The organism is Pseudonocardia sp., assembly GCF_050250275.1.
Classification (GTDB): Bacteria; Actinomycetota; Actinomycetes; order Mycobacteriales; family Pseudonocardiaceae; genus Pseudonocardia.
In genome coordinates, this window is record NZ_JBFWOY010000032.1 from 52,369 (window position 1) to 69,187 (window position 16,819).

Below are 16,819 nucleotides of genomic sequence, written 5' to 3' on the forward strand. Positions count from 1 at the left end.
CCCGCACCGATCGACGGGGCGATGCGGCTGATCGAGGCCGTCGCCCGGCTGGGCACGGGGGTGACGGCGAAGGAGCTCGCGGCGTTCGTGGGGATGCCGCCCGCGACCTGCTACCGGCTACTGAACACGTTGACGGCCAGCGAGTTCCTGGTCCGGGTCGACGACCTGCGCGGCTTCGCCATCGGCCGCAAGATGGACGAGATCGTGACCGCGGCGGTCCCGCCGTTCGTGCCGTCGGCGGCCCGCGACGTGCTCGACGAGCTGCGCGGACGCATCCGGTTCGGGGTGCACCTGATCATCTACCTGGGTGCCACGGTCCGGGTCGGCGACCAGGACCCCGACCGGCCGTTGCACTCCGAGCACGACCTGCTGCGCCATCCGCACGCCTCGGCGGCCGGCAAGCTCCTGCTCGCCCACCTGCCGGACTGGCGCCAGGCGCTGCCGCAGCTGCGGCAGCTGACCGAGCACACGATCATCGACCCGGACGTGCTCGACACCGAGCTCGCACAGGTGCGCCGGACCGACGTGGCACACCAGCGGGGCGAGCTGACCGACGGGATCGCCTGCTGCGCGACGCCGATCCGCAGCCGCGGCGGGGAGGTCGTGGGCGCGTTGTGCCTCGCCGGGCCGGCCGCGCGGGCGTCGGTGATGACCGAACAGATCGGGGCGACGACGGAGGCCGCGAAGCTGCTGTCGGACCTGATCAGCTAGCGGGCTCGGTGGGCAGCGGGTCGGTGGCGAACACGATGGCCCGCAGCTGCGTGCGGGTGTGCTCGATGTGGTCGCGCATGGCCGCGGCCGCGGCGTCGACGTCGCCGGCCTCGACGGCCCGGAACACCGCCTGGTGGTCGTCGACCGACTCCTGCACGGGGTCGATGAACGGGAGCAGGTCGTGGGTGTTGAACAGCTCGGCGCGGGTCGTCTCGACGGCCGCGCCGAGGCGGGAGCTGCGGGCCGCGCGGGCGAGCGCGGCGTGGAACCGGGAGTCGGTCAGCCGGAACGCCGTGCGGTCGTGGGCGACGGTGAGGTCGTCGATCGTCGCCCGCAGGGCCGCGAGGTCCTCGGGCGTGCGGCGGGCGGCGGCGAGGCGCGCGGTCTCGGTCTCCAGCCCGATGCGGAAGTCGATGATGTCGTCGAACTCGCCGGACTCGGTGCGCATCCGGGCGCGCCAGCGGGCGACGGGGACCTCGAGCTCGGTGACATAGGTGCCGCCCCGGGCCCCGCGGCGGACCTCGACGTACCCGTCGTTCTGCAGCGTCTTGAGCGCCTCGCGCAGGCTCAGGCGGGCGATCCCGAGCTGTTCGGCCAGCTCGCGCTCGGCCGGCAGGCGGTCCCCGGGACCCACCTCGCCCAGGTGGATCAGACGGCGGAGATGGTCGGCGACGACCTCCGTCAACGTCTGCGTGGTGACCCCGTTCGCCATGGATTCCACGGTAACCGCCCTTCTCGACACCCTCTCCGGAGCCGTCGCCGGACGGCCTTGACATCGCTGCCCGAGGGTGGTGCCCTACAAAGGTACAAGGTCTGTACCTTGCACCAAAACCTTTCCGGTCACCCGTCGACGAGCGACTCGCCCCCGGGCGTCCGGCATCCACGTGGGAAGGAGGCGGCGGCACATGTGCGGCATCGTCGGACTGCACCTGAAGAACCCCGCGCTGCAGCCGGAGCTCGGTCGGTTCCTGGTGCCGATGATCGAGGCGATGACCTCGCGCGGCCCGGACAGCGCCGGTCTCGCGCTCTACGACGACGCGGGCATGCACGTCGTCAAGGACGTCGGGCTCCCCCGCGACATCTGCGCCGCGCACGACATCGCCTCGCGCAGCGGCTACCAGGCCGTCGGACACACCCGGATGGCCACCGAGTCGGCCATCACCCCCGAGCACGCACACCCGTTCACCCCGGCGCCCGACCTCGCGCTGGTGCACAACGGCTCGTTCTCCAACCATGCCTCGGTGCGCCGGGGCCTGGCCTTCGACGGGATCACCTGCACCACCGACAACGACTCCGAGGTCGCGGCCCGGTTCATCGGCCGCGAGATCGCGCGCGGCGCCGACCTCGCCGACGCCATGCGGATGGTGCTCAAGGAGTTCGACGGGTTCTTCACCCTGCTCGTCACGACGGCGACCCAGTTCGCGGTGTTGCGCGACTCGTTCGCCTGCAAACCTGCCGTGATCGCCGAGACCGCCGACTACGTCGCGATGGCCTCGGAGTACCACGCCCTGGCCGAGCTGCCGGGGATCGGCACCGCCCGGATCGTCGAGCCCGAGCCGGAGAGGGTCTACGCATGGTCGCGCTGAACGAGTCGTCCCTGCAGGGATCCGGGGCGGAGGAACTGGTGAAGGTCGACCTCACCACGACCTCGATCCGCGAGCTCAATGCCGAGCTGCACGCCCCGACCGCACGCCACTACGAGGTGCACAACCCGCGCGGCGCGGAGGCGATCGCCGTCGGGCTGCACGACCGGATCGGCGTCGAGATCCACGGCCCGGCCGGCTACTACTGCGCCGGGATGAACATGCACGCCGACATCGTCGTGCACGGCAGCGTCGGTACCGGTGTCGCGGAGAACATGATGTCGGGCTCCGTGCGGGTCAAGGGCGACGCGTCGCAGTCGGCCGGCGCCACCGCACACGGCGGGCTGCTGGTGATCGAGGGCAGCGCGTCGATGCGCTGCGGCATCTCGATGAAGGGCGTCGACATCGTGGTGGGCGGCGACGTCGGCCCGATGAGCGCGTTCATGGCCCAGGCCGGGCGGCTGGTCGTCTGCGGCGACGCCGGGGAGGGGCTGGGCGACTCGATCTACGAGGCCCGCCTCTACGTCCGCGGCAGCGTCGCGTCGCTGGGCGCGGACTGCGTCGAGAAGCAGCTGCGCGACGCGCACATCACCGAGCTGCGCGAGCTGCTCACGGCCGCGGGCCTGCCCCACGACCCGTCGGAGTTCCGGCGGTTCGGGTCGGCCCGGCAGCTCTACCACTTCGCCGCCCACAACTCGGCCGCGTACTGAGATCGGGAGCCATCGATGATCGACCCCACCCGGGCCGGGCTGCGCGAGTCCGCCACGTTCGACCGCGCCACCATCGCCGGCATCCAACGGGCCGCCGAGACCGGCGTCTACGACATCCGCGGCTGGGGCGCCAAGCGCCCCGTCCCGCACTTCGACGACCTGCTGCTGCTGGGCGCGAGCATGTCGCGCTACCCGCTGGAGGGCTACCGCGAGCGCTGCGACACCGACGTCGTCCTCGGCGACCGGCACGCGAGCAACCCGCTGCACCTCGACATCCCGATCACCATCGCCGGGATGAGCTTCGGTGCCCTGTCCGCACAGGCCAAGGAGGCCCTGGGCCGGGGCGCGACCGAGGTCGGCACCTCGACCACCACCGGCGACGGCGGCATGACCCCCGAGGAACGCGGCCAGTCCAAGACCCTCGTCTACCAGTACCTGCCCTCGCGCTACGGGATGAACCCCGACGACCTGCGCTCGGCCGACGCGATCGAGATCGTGCTGGGGCAGGGCGCCAAACCCGGCGGCGGCGGCATGCTGCTCGGGCAGAAGATCAGCGACCGCGTCGCGGAGATGCGCACGCTGCCTGCCGGGATCGACCAGCGCAGCGCGTGCCGCCACCCCGACTGGACGGGCCCCGACGACCTGACGATCAAGATCCTCGAGCTGCGCGAGATCACCGACTGGCAGAAGCCGATCTACGTCAAGGTCGGCGCCACCCGCACCTACTACGACGTCAAGCTCGCGGTCGCCGCGGGCGCCGACGTGGTGGTCGTCGACGGGATGCAGGGCGGCACCGCCGCCACGCAGGAGGTGTTCATCGAGCACGTCGGCATCCCGACGCTGGCCGCGATCCCGCAGGCCGTGCAGGCGCTGGCCGAGCTGGGCCTGCACCGCAAGGTGCAGCTGATCGTCTCCGGCGGGGTCCGCACCGGCGCCGACGTCGCCAAGGCCATGGCCCTGGGTGCCGACGCGGTCGCCATCGGGACCGCGGCGCTGATCGCCCTGGGCGACAACCATCCCCGCTACGCCGACGAGTACGCGAAGATCGGTTCGGCGCCCGGCTTCTACGACGACTACCAGGACGGGCGCGACCCGGCGGGCATCACCACGCAGGACCCGGAGCTGTCCGCGCGGCTCGACCCGGTCGAGGGCGGCCGCCGCGTCGCCAACTACCTGCGCGTGCTGACGCTGGAGGCGCAGACCCTCGCGCGGGCCTGCGGCAAGGCGCACCTGCGCAACCTCGAACCCGAGGACCTGGTCGCACTCACCATCGAGGCCGCGGCCATGGCCCGGGTGCCGCTCGCCGGCACGTCCTGGATCCCGGGACAGGGTCGCTGAGACACGTTCTGCAGCACTGCCCACTTACACGAAGGAGTTGGCATGGGTGACGGACGGGACGACCTGGCCGCACGGGCGGACGAGGACGGCATCGAGTTCTTCCTCGCGATGTTCGTCGACATGCACGGCAAACCGTGCGCGAAGGCGGTGCCACGGTCGAGCCTGAACCTGCTGATGGACGGCTGTGCGGGCTTCGCGGGCTTCGCCGCGGGCGACATCGGCCAGGGCCCGGCCGACCCCGACCTCACGGTGCTGCCCGACCCCGCGTCCTACACCCGGGTGCCGTGGAAGCAGGGCGTCGCCGTGCTGCACTGCGACCCGCAGGTCGACGGCGAACCCTGGCCCTACGCCCCGCGCGTGATCCTCAAGCGCCTGCTGCAGCAGCTCTCCGACGAGCGCGGCTGGGTGCTCAAGACCGGCGTCGAGGCCGAGTACTCGCTGCTGCGCCGCACCCCCGACGGGGGCCTCGAGGTCGCCGACGCGCTCGACCGGTCGGCCAAGCCCTGCTACGAGGTCAAGGGCCTGACCCGGATGTGGGACTTCCTCTCGACGCTGTCCAGGCACATGAACGAGCTCGGGTGGGGCAACTACGCCAACGACCACGAGGACGGCAACGGCCAGTTCGAGAGCAACTTCAACTACTCCGACGCCGTCACCACGGCCGACCGGGCGATCTTCTTCCGGTACATGGTCCACATGCTCGCCCACGACGCCGGCATGACGGCGACGTTCATGCCCAAGCCGTTCAGCAACGTCACCGGCAACGGCCTGCACACCCACCTGAGCCTGTGGACCGCCGAGGACGAGCCGCTGTTCGAGGGGGACGGTGACGCGCTCGGCCTGTCCAAGGTGGCCTATCAGTTCGTCGCGGGGCTGCTCGAGCACGGCCGGGCCAGCGCCGGCGTCATCTGCCCGACGGTCAACTCCTACAAGCGCATCGGCGTCGGCGCCCCGGACTCGGGGGCCACCTGGGCCCCGGCCTACGTCGCCTACGGCGGCAACAACCGCAGCCTGATGCTGCGGGTGCCCGAGGGCGGGCGCGTCGAGCACCGCGGTGTCGACGGGTCGGCCAACCCGTACCTGTCGTCGGCGGTGCTGCTGGCGGCCGGTCTCGACGGCGTCGACCGCTCTCTCGACCCGGGCGAGCAGACCACCGACAACCTGTTCGCGCTCGCCCCGTCCGAGGTCGCGGCGCGCGGGATCGAGCACATGCCCCGCTCCCTGGACCGCGCCGTCGACGAGCTCGTCGAGGACACGGTGCTGCGCCGCGCACTCGGGGTCCTGCCCGACGGCAGCGACTTCGTCGACTACTTCGCCGGTGTCAAGCGCGCGGAGTTCGACGCCTACCACTCGACGGTCTCGCAGTGGGAGATCGACCGCTACCTCACCCAGTTCTGACCCAGACCCAGTTCGGAGAGAAAGCCGGAATGAGCCGCAAGGGACAACGCACATCGCGGTACTCCGCGTGGAGCCTGGTCAGACACGGCCTCGGCGCGGGCGGCGAGTGGGAGCGCGCGTTCCGCCACCACACGCCGAAGCAGGCCTACGACGTCGTCATCATCGGTGGCGGCGTGCACGGGCTCGCGACCGCCCACTACCTGGCCGAGAACCACGGCATCACCGACATCGCGGTCCTGGAGAAGTCCTACATCGGCTCCGGTGGCTCGGGACGCAACACCGCGATCCTGCGGTCGAACTACCTGACCCCCGAGGGCGTCCGGTTCTACGACCGGTCGGTGAAGCTCTACGAACACCTCGCCGCCGACCTGAACTTCAACGTCATGTTCTCCCAGCGCGGGCACATGACGCTGGCGCACAACGACAGCTCGCTGCGCACGATGCACTGGCGGGCCGAGGTGAACAAGCTGCAGGGCGTCGACTCGTCGGTGATCGACCCGGGCGAGATCAAGAAGCTCGTCCCGTACATGGACGTCTCGACCTCGACCCGCTACCCGATCCTCGGAGCGCTCTACCACCCGCCGGGCGGCATCATCCGCCACGACGCGGTGGTCTGGGGCTACGCCCGGTCCGCCGACGCCCACGGCGTGCACATCCATCAGGGGACCGAGGTCGTCGGCATCGACGTCACGGCGAATCGGGTGACCGGGGTGCGCACCGCGGACGGCCGCCGGATCAGCGCACCGGTGGTGGTCAACTGCACCGCCGGGTGGTCGACCCTGATCTCGGACATGGTCGGTGTCGACATGCCGGTGCAGACGTTCCCGCTGCAGGCGGCGGTCACCGAACCGGTGAAGCCGTTCCTCGACACGGTCGTCGTCTCGGGCACGCTGCACACCTACGTCAGCCAGACCGACCGCGGCGAGCTGGTGTTCGGGGCGAGCGTCGACCCCTTCGCCTCCTACTCCACCCGCGGGTCGCTCGACTTCGTCGAGGGCCTCGCCGGGCACGTGCTGGAGCTGATGCCGGCGCTGTCGAAGATGCGGCTGCTGCGCCAGTGGGCGGGCCTGTGCGACATGACGCCCGACTACTCCCCGATCATGGGCCTCACGCCGGTCGAGGGCTTCTTCGTCGACGTCGGCTGGGGCACCTACGGCTTCAAGGCCGGACCGGTGTCGGGCGAGGCGATGGCCGCGTGCATCGCGCACGGCAAGCCGCCGGAGATCATCGCCGCGTTCGGCCTCGACCGGTTCGAGGAGGGCCGCCTCGTCGGCGAGAAGGGGGCGGCTGCCGTCGGGCACTGAGCCACCCCTGCCGAGTACACCCGCGACACCGCACCGGAGACCTTTCATGATGTTGCTGACGTGCCCGAACTGCGGGGCTCGCAACGTGAGCGAGTTCCGCTACGTCGGGGAGGCGAAGTCACGGCCCGACCCGCAGACCGCCACCCCCGAACAGTGGCGCCGGTACCTGTACTTCCATCGCAACCCCGCCGGTTGGGTCCGCGAGACCTGGTACCACGGCTCCGGTTGCCGCCGGTTCTTCGGGATCGAGCGCAACACCGTCGACAACGCCCACCGCGCCCCGGTCGACGACGCGCCGCGCACCGCCGGGGCGGCGTCGTGACCCGGCCTGCGACCCGCCGCACCCGCACCGGGGGCGACCACCGCCTCGGTGCCCGCCCCGGCGAGGTCATCGACCGCAGCCGCACGATCGAGTTCCGGTGGAACGGGGTCACCCACACCGCGCACCCGGGCGACACCATCGCGTCGGCGCTGGCCGCCGCCGGTGTCCGGTTGTTCGCGCGCAGCTACAAGTACCACCGCCCGCGCGGGCTGCTCACTGCCGACATCTTCGACCCGGGCGCGATCCTGCAGGTCGGCGACGAGCCCAACGTCCGTGCGGCGCACCGCCTGGTCGAGCCCGGCATGGACGTGCGGTCGCAGAACACGTGGCCGTCGCTGCGCTACGACGTGAAGGCCGTCAACCAGCTCGCGGGCCGCTTCCTCGCGACCGGCTTCTACTACAAGACGTTCATCAAGCCCGAACGGCTGTGGCCGACCTACGAGAAGGTGCTGCGCCGGTTCGTGCACGCGGGCGAGGTGTCCGCCGACAGCGAGCAGCCCTACTTCGACAAGCGCTACGCCCACCCCGACGTCCTCGTCGCCGGTGGCGGGCCCGCTGGCCTGGCCGCCGCGGTCGCGGCGGCGAAGGCCGGGGCGAGCGTCATGCTCGTCGAGCAGGAGCACCAGCTCGGCGGGCACCTGCGCTGGGGCGACGCCGAGGACCTGCGGCTGCGCGACGAGCTCGTCGCCGCCGTGGAGGCCGAGGCGAACATCGAGGTCCTCACCGACTCGGTGGTGGCCGCGCGCTACGACGACAACTGGATGGCCGTCGTCCAACGTGGTCTCCCCCACGTCGCCGAGCGGCTGGTCAAGGCGCGGGCGGGGACGCTCGTCGTCGCCGCGGGGCTCATCGAGCGCCCGTACGTGTTCGCGGGCAACGACCTGCCCGGCGTCATGCTGTCGACGGCCGTCCGGCGGCTGCTCAACCTCTACGCGGTGCGTCCCGGGCGCCGCGCCGTCGTGTTCACGGCCAACCCCGAGGGCGACGCCGCCGCGGCCGACCTGCGCGCGGCCGGGGTCGACGTCGTCGAGGTCGACGCCCGCCACGGCCGGACCGTCGTGCGTGCCACCGGGCGCGGCGGCGTCGAGGCCGTCGAGCTGTCCGACGGCAGCCGGATCGAGTGTGACCTGCTCGTCGTCGCGGCCGGCTGGACCGCGCCGACGTCGCTGCTCAACATGTCCGGCGCCAACCCCGTGTACCGGCCCGACGCGGCCCGGTTCGTGCCCGACCCGGCGGCGACGCCCGACGGCGTCATCGCGGTCGGCGGCATCGCCGGCGACGGGACCCGCGAGGAGCTCGTCGCCCAGGCGACGGCGGCGGGCACCGAGGCGGCGGCGCGTGCGCTCGCGCTCGCGGCCTCCCGGCCGGGCATCGGCGGCACCCCCGCGCCCGCCCGCGACGCCGTCGCGGTCCCGCAACTGGGTCTGCGCCACCACCCGGAGCTGTTCTTCGCGCTGTCCACGGGCGGGTTCGTCGACATGTCCGAGGACGTGTCGGCCAAGGACATCCTCACCGCGGTGAAGGAAGGTTACGACTCGTCCGAGCTGGTCAAGCGCTACACGACCGCCACGATGGGCCCCGCCCAGGGCAAGCTCGAGACCGTCAACACCGTCGCGCTCGTCGCCCACGCGACGGGGAAGACCATCGCCGAGACGGGCGCGACGACGTGGCGCCCGATGTACACGCCGATCACGCTGGGGGCGCTCGCCGGCCGGAAGTTCGAGCCGATCCGCCACTCCCCCATGCAGCCCTGGCACGAGTCGCGCGGGGCGACCCCGCTCATCGCGGGCCAGTGGGTCCGCCCCGAGCACTACGGCGACCCCGCTGCCGAGGTCCGCAACGTGCGCACAGGCGTCGGCATCATCGACGTCACCCCGATCGGCAAGCTCGACCTGCAGGGTCCCGACGTGCCGAAGCTGCTGAACCTGCTGTACGTCAACAAGTGGTCGAAGCTCGGGATCGGGCGGGTGCGCTACGGCGTCATGTGCGCCGAGGACGGCGTGGTCCTCGACGACGGCGTCACCGGCAGGCTCGCCGAGTTCCACTACCTGATGTCGACGACGTCCTCGGGCGCCGGGACCGTCTGGGAGTGGGCAGAGAACTGGCTGCAGACCGAGCGCCCGGACTGGCAGGTCCACGTCACCCCGGTGACGACCGCGTTCGCCAGCATCAACGTGGCGGGCCCGCGCTCGCGCGAGCTGCTCGCCCGGCTCACCGACGTCGACCTCGACAACGCCGCGTTCGGCTACATGAACGTGCGCACCGGCACCGTCGCCGGCGTCGAGGACTGTGTGTTGTGGCGCATCGGGTTCACCGGTGAGCTGTCCTACGAGCTGCACGTCCCGGCGAGCTACGGGCTGCACGTGTGGGAGACGCTGATGGCCACGGGCGCCGACCTGGGCATCGCCCCGTTCGGGGTCGAGGCGCAGCGCATCCTGCGCCTGGAGAAGGGCCACTTCATCGTCGGCCAGGACACCGACGGGCTCACCAAGGCCTACTCCGCGGGCCTGGACTGGGCGGTGAAGCTCGACAAGTCCGACTTCGCGGGCAAGCCGGAGCTGGCCTGGCAGGCTGAGCGCGGGGAGCATCCGAAGCTCGTCGGGATCCGCCCCCTCGACGCGTCGGTCGTGCCCGAGGAGGCGAGCCAGATCATCAGCGAGGGCGGCTACATCGTCGGCCGGATCACCTCGAGCCGGATGTCGCCGACGCTGGGGCACCCGATCTGCCTGGGCCAGGTCGACGCCCACCTGGCCGACCCCGGCACCCGCCTCACCGTCCGGCTGCGCAACGGCAGCGACACGACGGTCGAGGTCACCGCCGGGCACGCCCACTTCGATCCCGAGGGAGAACGTCAGCGTGTCTGACACCGCCGCTGCGCCGATCGCCCGTACCGCGCTGACCTTCCCGGGCCCGCGCCGCACCACCGACGGCTGGGAGACCACCGCGCGGCACGCGACGGGCGGGCTCCGGCTGGCCGACCTCGGCCCGCTGGTCAAGCTCACCGTCCGCGGCCCTGTCGACGGATCCGTGCGCGCCGCGCTCGGGACGTCGTTCGGCCACACCACCCGCCCTCGCGGCGGGCCGCTGGCCGGCGCGCTCGTCGTCGGCTCCGGACCGGGCGAGTGGCTGGTCCTCGGTGCCCCCGGCACCGGTGGCGAGCTGCTCGCGGGGGTCCGCTCGATCCTCGCCGACAGCGGAGGTTTCGCCTCCGTGGTCGACGTGACCCACGGCCGGGCCCTGGTCCGGATGACGGGCGGGGCCGCGCCGCTGCTGCTGTCCAAGGTCTGCGCGATCGACCTGGCCGACCGCGTGGTGCCCGACGGGTCCGCGTTCCGGTCGTCGGTGGCGCGGGTCGTCACCGACGTCGTGCGCGACGACGTGGAGGGGACCCGTTCCTACCTGCTGCACTGCGAGCGTTCGTCGGGCCAGTACCTGGCCGACTCGCTGGTCGACGCAGGCATCGAGTACGGGATCGAGGTCGGCGCGTAGCCGCCGACGCCGTCCGGCCGGCCTCCGACCGCGGTCGGTGGGCCGGTCTCCCCCGTCCCCCAGCCACGATCGCCCCGGTCCACGATCGCCCGGCCCACGATCGCCCCAGCCCACGATCGCCCCAGCCCACGATCGAGCACGAGGAAGCCACAGGTCACTCCGTGATGACACAGACGACGATCACCCCAGCGCCGACAGTCCGGGCCGACACCGGTCCCGGTCCGCTCGCCACCACACCGAACCCGTCCAACCTCGGACGGCTGCTCGCGTCGTGCGTCGACCGGCCCGGGATCGTCTCGGCCATCACGGCGTTCCTCCACTCCCGCGGGGCGAACATCGTGCAGTACGACCAGGAGACCACCGACCCCGTCGGTGGCCGGTTCTTCCAGCGCCTGGTGTTCCACCTCCCCGACCTCGCCGAACGGCTGCCACGGTTCGCGGCCGAGTTCACGACCGAGGTCGCCGACCGGTTCGACATGACGTGGCGGATGCGTGATGTCGACGTGGCGCCCCGCGTCGCGGTGTTCGTGTCCCGCTACGACCACTGCCTGCTGGACCTGTTGTGGCGCTGGCGTCGCGGTGACCTGCCCGTCGACATCGTGCAGGTGGTGTCCAACCATCCGGACATGGCCGAGGCGGTCGCCGGGTTCGGGGTGCCCTACGCGCACATCCCCGTCACGAAGGCCACGAAGCCGGCGGCGGAGCAGGCCCAGATCGATCTGCTGAAGGGTCGGGTCGACCTGGTCGTGATGGCCCGTTACATGCAGATCCTCTCCGGTGACCTGCTGGAGCGGATCGGCGCACCGGTCATCAACATCCACCACTCGTTCCTGCCCGCGTTCGCCGGCGCGGGACCGTACGAACGGGCGAAGCAGCGCGGCGTGAAGCTCATCGGCGCCACCGCCCACTACGCGACGGAGGACCTCGACGAGGGCCCGATCATCGAGCAGGACGTCATCCGCGTCTCCCACCGCGACAGCGCCGCCGACCTCGTCCGTCTCGGCGCCGACATCGAACGCACCGTCCTGGCCCGTGCGGTGACGTGGCACTGCGAGGACCGCGTCATGGTCAACGGCCGAACCACCATCGTCTTCTGAGGAGGTACCCGTGCCCGCGACGGTCATCGACGGCAAGGTGCTCGCCGCCCGCCTCCGCGAGGAGGTCGCGACGCAGGTCGCATCGATGCAGGAACCACCCGGTCTCGCGACGCTGCTCGTCGGCGACGACCCGGCGTCGGAGATCTACGTCCGGAACAAGCGCCGGCTGTGCGCGCAGGTCGGCATGCGTGACCTGCACCGGCACCTGCCCGCCGACGTCGGTCAGGGCGAGCTCGCCGCGATCATCAGCGATCTCAACGCCGACCCGGCGGTCACCGGGATCCTGCTGCAGCTGCCACTGCCGCCGCACCTGCGGTCGGAGGACCTGCTCGCCCTGATCGACCCGGACAAGGACGTCGACGGCCTCACCGAGGCCAGCGCGGGCCGGCTCGCCCTGGGCAAGCCCGGTCTGCGGCCCTGTACGCCGTCGGGGGTGATCCGGATGCTCGACAGCGCAGGCGTCGAGCTCACGGGCCGGCACGCGGTGGTCGTGGGCCGGTCGAACCTGGTGGGCAAGCCGCAAGCCCAGCTGCTGCTCGAACGCGACGCGACCGTCTCGATCTGCCACCGGCACACCGCCGACCTCGCGTCGATCACCCGCACCGCCGACGTGCTCGTCGTCGCCGCCGGCGTGCCGCACCTCGTCGGTGCCGACGCGGTGAAGCCGGGCGCCACGGTGATCGACGTCGGGATCCACCGCACCGGCACCGGCCTGTGCGGCGACGTCGACACCGCGGCCGTCGCGGAGGTCGCCGGGGCCGTCACGCCCGTCCCCGGCGGGGTCGGGCCGATGACCATCGCCATGCTGCTGTGGAACACGGTCGAAGCGGCGCGGCTGCGCTCGGCGGAGCGCGCCACGACCGTCTGACCTGCACGAACCATACACGCGCGACCCGTGATCCCGGGCTGGGCGGGACGAGCCGTCCCGCCCGGCCGTCCCGTGTCCAGTGCACGAGAGATCGATCTCCGGGACAGCAGCAACCATCCGACCGGCTACTGGGCCGAGGAACGCTCGAGTCCTACGGGCGTTTCATCGCCGCGCTGTCCGGCCGGCGGCCACCTGGGAACGGATTGGTACGGACGCCGAACCATTCCAGGACAGGGGCCGATCGGACGTGTCAACTCGATCGCTCGGGCCATCGCGCAGCACCGCTCTGCTCGCCTGACCTTCCCGTGAGGTCGTGGGCACCACAAGTCGGAAAACCACGCCGTTCTTGCGGATTCCTGCAGGGTTCGGCGCCGCCGCGGGAACCCCGCCGGATGCACACCTTCACGACGACCCGCACGGCCGAGGTCGACGTCCCCGCCGACCGCGGTGCCCTCTGGGCCGCCCTCACCGACCCCGACCTGCTCGCCCGCCTCACGCCCCTGCTGCGCGGCATCGACGCCGACGGCGACGTCTGGCGGTGGCACCTCGCCGGCGTGTCCGTGCTGGGCGTCGGCATCAGCTCGTCGTTCACCGAGAAGATGACCTTCGACCCGCAGCGGCGGATCGGGTACACCCACAGCCCCGCCCCGGGCGTCGTCGAACGCACGGGCGCCGACGGCTGGTACTCCCTCGACGACGCCCCGGGCGGCACCCGGCTCGGCATCGGGCTGACCCTGCGCGTCGAGCTGCCGCTCACCCGGATCGCGGCCCCGGCCGTCGTCACCGCCATGAACGCCACCCTCCAGCGCACCGGTGACCGGTTCACGGCGAACCTGGTCCGGCACGTCGCCGGGGCCGCCGACCGGTGACCACCGACGGCGCCGACCCGGGTCCGGCACCGCCGGTCTACGGTCGCGACCATGCGCGTGCTGGTGACCGGCGGGGCCGGTTTCGTGGGGTCGCAGGTGGCCGACCTCCTCGCTGCGAGCGGGCACGAGGCGGTCGTCCTCGACGCCCTGCTCCCCCAGGCCCACGGCGACGGGGTACCCGCCTGGGTCGCCGACCACGAGTTCGTCCGGGGCGACGTCCGCGACACCGACGTGCTGCGCCGGTTGCTCCCGGGCGTCGACGTGGTGTGCCACCAGGCCGCGATGGTCGGGCACGGCGTCGACCCGTTCGACGCCCCCGACTACGCCGCGCACAACGACGTCGGGACCGCGGTGCTGCTGGCCGAGATGTACCGGGCCGGGATCGGGCGAATGGTGCTGGCGGGGTCGATGGTCGTCTACGGCGAGGGCCGCTACGACTGCGCGGAGCACGGAACCGTCCGGCCGGGCCCACGCACACCCGCCGACCTCGACGCCGGCCGGTTCGAGCCGCGCTGCCCGCGGTGCGGACACGACCTGGTGCCGGGGCTCGTCGGCGAGGACGCCCCGCTCGACCCGCGGTCGACGTACGCGGCGACGAAGCTCGCCCAGGAGCACCTGGCCAGCGCGTGGGCCCGCCAGACCGGCGGCTCGGTCTGGGCACTGCGCTACCACAACGTCTACGGGCCACGGATGCCGTTCGGGATGCCCTACGCCGGGGTCGCGTCGATCTTCCGGTCGGCCCTGGAACGCGGCGAGGCGCCGCGGGTCCTGGAGGACGGCCGGCAGCGACGCGACTTCGTGCACGTGCGCGACGTCGCCGCCGCGAACCTCGCCGCGCTGACCACCGACGCCGGCGGGTTCGCCGCCGTCAACGTCTGTTCCGGCGAGCCGCACACCGTCGGTGACCTGGCCGTCGAGCTGGCCCGGGCGATGGACGGGCCGCAACCGGTCGTCGTCGGCGGAGCCCGGCCCGGGGACGTGCGCCACGTCGTCGCCGACCCGGCGTTCGCGCGGGACCGGCTCGGGTTCCGCGCACGGACCTCGTTCGCCGAGGGGGTCGCCGCGTTCGCGACCGATCCGCTGCGCGCACCCGTGCGCTGACGGGGCGGACGTCATCGATCGGTAAGCACGCGGGAACGATCCGATCGGCGCCCGCGCATCGAAGATCGGTGTGTGCACCGTCCTGAGATCGTCCTGCCCTGTCTCGACGAGGCCGAGGCGCTACCGGGCGTCCTGGCCACGCTGCCGCCGGGATGGCCCGTCCTCGTCGTCGACAACGGGTCCGTCGACGACACGGCCGCGGTCGCGCGACGGCACGGCGCCCGCGTGGTCGCCGAACCGCGCCGCGGCTACGGCGCCGCCGTGCACACCGGGCTGGAGAACGCGACGGCCGAGCTGGTCGCGTTCCTCGACGGCGACGGGTCCCTCGACGCCGCCGTGCTGCCGGGGATGGCCGCCGAGGTCGGGGCGGGGCGCGCGGACCTGGCCGTCGGGCGCCGGGTCCCCGAGCCCGGCAGCTGGCCGTGGCACGCCCGGGCCGGTAACGCGCTGATCGCGGCCGAGCTGCGCCGGCGCGGCGTCGGCGTGCACGACATCGCGCCGATCCGGGTCGCCCGCCGGGATGCGCTGCTCGGTCTCGGGATCATGGACCGGGCGTTCGGCTACCCGCTCGAACTGCTCCTGAGGGCGGGGGCGGCGGGCTGGCGCATCGACGAACGTCCCGTGCGGTACTCCCGGCGCGGCGGCGGACGGTCGAAGGTCTCCGGATCGGTCGGCGGCACGGCGCGGGCCGTGCGCGACATGGCGGGGCTGCTGCGGTGAGGGCGATGCTGATCGTCCTGGCCAAGGCACCGGTGCCGGGCAGGGCCAAGACGCGGCTCTGCCCGCCGGCCACCCCGGCGCAGGCCGCCGACGTCGCCGCCGCCGCCCTGCTCGACACCCTCGACGCGGCCGCGGCGATGCCCGCCACGCCGACCGTCGTGGCGTTCACCGGGTCGGTGCGCGACGCGGCCCGGGCCGCGGAGGTCGGCGCCGCCCTGGACCGCGCCGACCGGGTCGCCCAGCGCGGCCCGGACCTCGGTTCCCGGATCGCCGCCGCCCACACCGACGCCGCGGCACTGCGACCCGGCGCGGCGTCGCTGCAGATCGGGATGGACACCCCGCAGGTCGACGCGGCACTGCTCGCGGACTGCCTGGACCGGCTCGGCGCCCCCGGGACCGACGCCGTGCTCGGCCCCGCGCCCGACGGCGGCTGGTGGGCCCTCGGCCTGCGCGACCCCGCGGCGGCCGCCGCCGTCGCCGACGTGCCCACGTCCCGCCCCGACACCGGTCTCCTGACCCTGGAGGCGCTGCGGCGCAACGGGTTGCGCGTCGGGCTGCTGCCGGGTCTCACCGATGTGGACACCGTCGACGACGCGCTGGCCGTCGCCGCGCTCGTCCCGGGCTCGCGGTTCGCGGCGGCCGTCGCGCGCATCGCGCACCCGCACGAGGCGGCGTCGTGACCGCGGCCGTCCGCGAGGCGTTCGACACGATGCTCGGCGGCCGTCGCGGGCACCTGCACCGCGACGACGGTGTCGTCGTCGCGATGGACCCGGGCCGCTGGCGCGCCACGGCCGACGAGACCGATCAGCTGCTGCTCGAGCGGTGCACGGGACCCGCCGTCGACCTCGGGTGCGGGCCGGGGCGCCTCGTCGCCGCCCTCACCCGGCGCGGGACACCGGCGCTCGGGGTCGACCGCTCCCCCGTGGCGCGCGACCTGTGCCGGCGGCGCGGGGTGCCGATGGTGCGCCGCGACGTCTTCGACCCGCTCCCGGGTGAGGGAGCGTGGGCGCACGCACTGCTCGCCGACGGCAACATCGGTGTCGGCGGCGACCCGGTACGGCTGCTCGCCCGGGCCGCGAGGCTGCTCGCCCCGGGCGGCACGGTGCTCGTCGAGACGGGGCCGCGCCCGGACGAGTGGTGGTGCGGCACCGCGCGGACCTGCGCGGACGGCGTGGCGGGAGACCCGCTGCCGTGGGCCTGCGTCGGTGCGGACGCGCTGCGCGTGCTGGCCCCCGTCGCCGGGCTGCGGGTCACCGATGTCGTGGCCGCCGCCGGGAGGTGCTTCGCCGAGCTCGTCGCGCGCCGATGA

17 protein-coding genes are annotated in these 16,819 nt (G+C 73.0%); 16 read left to right on the forward strand and 1 reads right to left on the reverse strand.

Annotated features, from left to right (window positions below):
- Nucleotides 1–21 precede the first annotated feature (21 nt).
- Nucleotides 22–711, forward strand: coding sequence for an IclR family transcriptional regulator (locus AB7F12_RS25025; protein ID WP_428499382.1), 690 nt, complete (start codon nt 22–24; stop codon nt 709–711).
- Here the strand turns inward: AB7F12_RS25025 and AB7F12_RS25030 are convergent.
- Nucleotides 704–1,423: a FadR/GntR family transcriptional regulator gene (locus AB7F12_RS25030; RefSeq protein WP_428499381.1), complete on the reverse strand. Its 720-nt coding sequence runs from the start codon at nt 1,421–1,423 to the stop codon at nt 704–706. The two genes, AB7F12_RS25025 and AB7F12_RS25030, sit on opposite strands and share 8 nt — an antisense overlap.
- Nucleotides 1,424–1,616: 193 nt before the next feature.
- Here AB7F12_RS25030 and AB7F12_RS25035 point away from each other — a divergent pair, with 193 nt between their 5' ends.
- From AB7F12_RS25035 to AB7F12_RS25105, 15 genes are all read left to right on the forward strand, one after another.
- Complete coding sequence (locus AB7F12_RS25035) at nt 1,617–2,297, forward strand: class II glutamine amidotransferase (protein ID WP_428499380.1); 681 nt, start codon at nt 1,617–1,619, stop codon at nt 2,295–2,297.
- The gene (locus tag AB7F12_RS25040) at nt 2,285–3,004 is read left to right on the forward strand and encodes a glutamate synthase (RefSeq protein ID WP_428499379.1); all 720 of its coding nucleotides are present in this window, start codon (nt 2,285–2,287) and stop codon (nt 3,002–3,004) included. Before AB7F12_RS25035 ends, AB7F12_RS25040 begins: the two co-directional genes overlap by 13 nt.
- 15 nt (nt 3,005–3,019) lie before the next feature.
- The gene (locus AB7F12_RS25045; protein ID WP_428499378.1) at nt 3,020–4,342 is read left to right on the forward strand and encodes an FMN-binding glutamate synthase family protein; all 1,323 of its coding nucleotides are present in this window, start codon (nt 3,020–3,022) and stop codon (nt 4,340–4,342) included.
- A 42-nt stretch (nt 4,343–4,384) separates the two neighbouring features.
- Nucleotides 4,385–5,740 carry a type III glutamate--ammonia ligase gene (gene glnT / locus AB7F12_RS25050; protein WP_428499377.1) on the forward strand — a complete coding sequence of 452 codons (1,356 nt, stop codon included), beginning with the start codon at nt 4,385–4,387 and terminating at the stop codon, nt 5,738–5,740.
- A gap of 29 nt (nt 5,741–5,769) precedes the next feature.
- On the forward strand, nt 5,770–7,044 hold the full coding sequence (locus AB7F12_RS25055) for an FAD-dependent oxidoreductase (RefSeq protein ID WP_428499376.1): 1,275 nt from the start codon (nt 5,770–5,772) through the stop codon (nt 7,042–7,044).
- Nucleotides 7,045–7,090: 46 nt separating this feature from the next.
- Nucleotides 7,091–7,366 (forward strand): sarcosine oxidase subunit delta, encoded by a 276-nt coding sequence (locus tag AB7F12_RS25060; RefSeq protein ID WP_428499375.1) that lies wholly within the window; start codon nt 7,091–7,093, stop codon nt 7,364–7,366.
- Nucleotides 7,363–10,230, forward strand: a complete 2,868-nt coding sequence (locus AB7F12_RS25065) for a 2Fe-2S iron-sulfur cluster-binding protein (RefSeq protein ID WP_428499374.1) — start codon at nt 7,363–7,365, stop codon at nt 10,228–10,230. The genes AB7F12_RS25060 and AB7F12_RS25065 overlap by 4 nt, the downstream gene beginning before the upstream one ends.
- Nucleotides 10,223–10,855, forward strand: coding sequence for a sarcosine oxidase subunit gamma (locus AB7F12_RS25070; RefSeq protein ID WP_428499373.1), 633 nt, complete (start codon nt 10,223–10,225; stop codon nt 10,853–10,855). The genes AB7F12_RS25065 and AB7F12_RS25070 overlap by 8 nt, the downstream gene beginning before the upstream one ends.
- 164 nt (nt 10,856–11,019) lie before the next feature.
- The gene (gene purU, locus AB7F12_RS25075) at nt 11,020–11,952 is read left to right on the forward strand and encodes a formyltetrahydrofolate deformylase (protein WP_428499372.1); all 933 of its coding nucleotides are present in this window, start codon (nt 11,020–11,022) and stop codon (nt 11,950–11,952) included.
- 10 nt (nt 11,953–11,962) lie between these two features.
- Nucleotides 11,963–12,820, forward strand: a complete 858-nt coding sequence (gene folD / locus AB7F12_RS25080; protein ID WP_428499371.1) for a bifunctional methylenetetrahydrofolate dehydrogenase/methenyltetrahydrofolate cyclohydrolase FolD — start codon at nt 11,963–11,965, stop codon at nt 12,818–12,820.
- A 392-nt stretch (nt 12,821–13,212) separates the two neighbouring features.
- Entirely contained in the window at nt 13,213–13,689 is a 477-nt protein-coding gene (locus AB7F12_RS25085) for a CoxG family protein (RefSeq protein WP_428499370.1), read from the forward strand.
- A gap of 51 nt (nt 13,690–13,740) precedes the next feature.
- Nucleotides 13,741–14,790: an NAD-dependent epimerase/dehydratase family protein gene (locus tag AB7F12_RS25090; RefSeq protein WP_428499369.1), complete on the forward strand. Its 1,050-nt coding sequence runs from the start codon at nt 13,741–13,743 to the stop codon at nt 14,788–14,790.
- 72 nt (nt 14,791–14,862) lie between these two features.
- The gene (locus AB7F12_RS25095; RefSeq protein WP_428499368.1) at nt 14,863–15,510 is read left to right on the forward strand and encodes a glycosyltransferase family 2 protein; all 648 of its coding nucleotides are present in this window, start codon (nt 14,863–14,865) and stop codon (nt 15,508–15,510) included.
- A 5-nt stretch (nt 15,511–15,515) separates the two neighbouring features.
- Complete coding sequence (locus tag AB7F12_RS25100) at nt 15,516–16,190, forward strand: TIGR04282 family arsenosugar biosynthesis glycosyltransferase (protein WP_428499367.1); 675 nt, start codon at nt 15,516–15,518, stop codon at nt 16,188–16,190.
- On the forward strand, nt 16,187–16,819 hold the full coding sequence (locus AB7F12_RS25105; protein WP_428499366.1) for a methyltransferase domain-containing protein: 633 nt from the start codon (nt 16,187–16,189) through the stop codon (nt 16,817–16,819). The genes AB7F12_RS25100 and AB7F12_RS25105 overlap by 4 nt, the downstream gene beginning before the upstream one ends.

Coding starts and splice junctions, on each gene's coding strand:
- AB7F12_RS25060 (WP_428499375.1), top strand. CDS start 7,091: ATGATGTTGCTGACGTGCCCGAACTGCGGGGCTCGCAACGTGAGCGAG.
- AB7F12_RS25035 (WP_428499380.1), top strand. CDS start 1,617: ATGTGCGGCATCGTCGGACTGCACCTGAAGAACCCCGCGCTGCAGCCG.
- AB7F12_RS25040 (WP_428499379.1), top strand. CDS start 2,285: ATGGTCGCGCTGAACGAGTCGTCCCTGCAGGGATCCGGGGCGGAGGAA.
- AB7F12_RS25030 (WP_428499381.1), bottom strand. CDS start 1,423: ATGGCGAACGGGGTCACCACGCAGACGTTGACGGAGGTCGTCGCCGAC.
- AB7F12_RS25085 (WP_428499370.1), top strand. CDS start 13,213: ATGCACACCTTCACGACGACCCGCACGGCCGAGGTCGACGTCCCCGCC.
- AB7F12_RS25045 (WP_428499378.1), top strand. CDS start 3,020: ATGATCGACCCCACCCGGGCCGGGCTGCGCGAGTCCGCCACGTTCGAC.
- AB7F12_RS25100 (WP_428499367.1), top strand. CDS start 15,516: ATGCTGATCGTCCTGGCCAAGGCACCGGTGCCGGGCAGGGCCAAGACG.
- AB7F12_RS25055 (WP_428499376.1), top strand. CDS start 5,770: ATGAGCCGCAAGGGACAACGCACATCGCGGTACTCCGCGTGGAGCCTG.
- AB7F12_RS25090 (WP_428499369.1), top strand. CDS start 13,741: ATGCGCGTGCTGGTGACCGGCGGGGCCGGTTTCGTGGGGTCGCAGGTG.
- AB7F12_RS25025 (WP_428499382.1), top strand. CDS start 22: ATGCGGCTGATCGAGGCCGTCGCCCGGCTGGGCACGGGGGTGACGGCG.
- glnT (WP_428499377.1), top strand. CDS start 4,385: ATGGGTGACGGACGGGACGACCTGGCCGCACGGGCGGACGAGGACGGC.
- purU (WP_428499372.1), top strand. CDS start 11,020: ATGACACAGACGACGATCACCCCAGCGCCGACAGTCCGGGCCGACACC.